Here is a 1077-nt window from a genome sequence, read left to right as displayed (position 1 = left end):
GCCAACGGGTCCAAGAAGTTCCGCGAGGCCATGCTGGAGGCCCGCTGGGACGACTGTGTGGAGATGGCCCGCGACCAGATCCGTGAGGGCGCGCACCTGCTCGACCTCTGTGTCGACTACGTCGGCCGCGACGGTGTCGCCGACATGCAGGAGCTGGCGGGCCGGTTCGCCACGGCCTCGACTCTGCCGATCGTGCTGGACTCCACCGAGCTGCCGGTGCTGCGGGCGGGGCTGGAGAAGCTCGGCGGGCGGGCGGTCCTGAACTCGGTGAACTACGAGGACGGCGACGGCCCGGAGTCCCGCTTCGCGAAGGTGACGCAGCTGGCCGCCGAGCACGGTGCCGCGCTGATCGCGCTGACGATCGACGAGGAGGGCCAGGCCCGTACCGTCGAGCACAAGGTGGCGATCGCGGAGCGGCTCATCGAGGACCTCACCACCAACTGGGGCATCCACGAGTCGGACATCCTCATCGACTGCCTCACCTTCACCATCTGCACGGGCCAGGAGGAGTCCCGCAAGGACGGGATCGCCACCATCGGCGCGATCCGCGAGCTGAAGCGCCGCCACCCCGACGTCCAGACCACGCTGGGCCTCTCCAACATCTCCTTCGGCCTGAACCCGGCCGCCCGCGTGGTGCTGAACTCCGTCTTCCTCGACGAGTGTGTGAAGGCGGGGCTGGACTCCGCGATCGTGCACGCCTCGAAGATCCTTCCGATCGCCCGGCTGGACGAGGAGCAGGTCAAGGCCGCCCACGACCTGATCTACGACCGCCGCGCCGAGGGCTACGACCCCCTGCAGAAGCTCATGGAGCTCTTCGAGGGCGTCAACATGAAGTCGATGAAGGAGGGCAAGGCCGAGGAACTCCTCGCCCTGCCGCTGGACGAGCGCCTCCAGCGCCGGATCATCGACGGCGAGAAGAAGGGCCTGGAGGCAGACCTCGACGAGGCCCTGCAGACCCGTCCCGCACTCGACATCGTCAACGACACCCTCCTGGAGGGCATGAAGGTCGTCGGCGAACTCTTCGGCTCCGGCCAGATGCAGCTGCCGTTCGTGCTCCAGTCCGCCGAGGTCATGAAG

General features: G+C 68.0%; 1 protein-coding gene. It reads left to right on the top strand.

Annotated elements, in window-relative coordinates; translation table 11 throughout:
- On the top strand, positions 1-1077 hold a 1077-nt coding region (locus ACIRJR_RS37115), incomplete at both ends, for a dihydropteroate synthase (protein WP_403789205.1).

This window comes from Streptomyces sp. NPDC102402, from assembly GCF_044765765.1.
Classification (GTDB): Bacteria; Actinomycetota; Actinomycetes; order Streptomycetales; family Streptomycetaceae; genus Streptomyces.
Note: the sequence above shows the minus strand (reverse complement) of the source record. Positions and strands in the feature narration are given on the sequence as shown.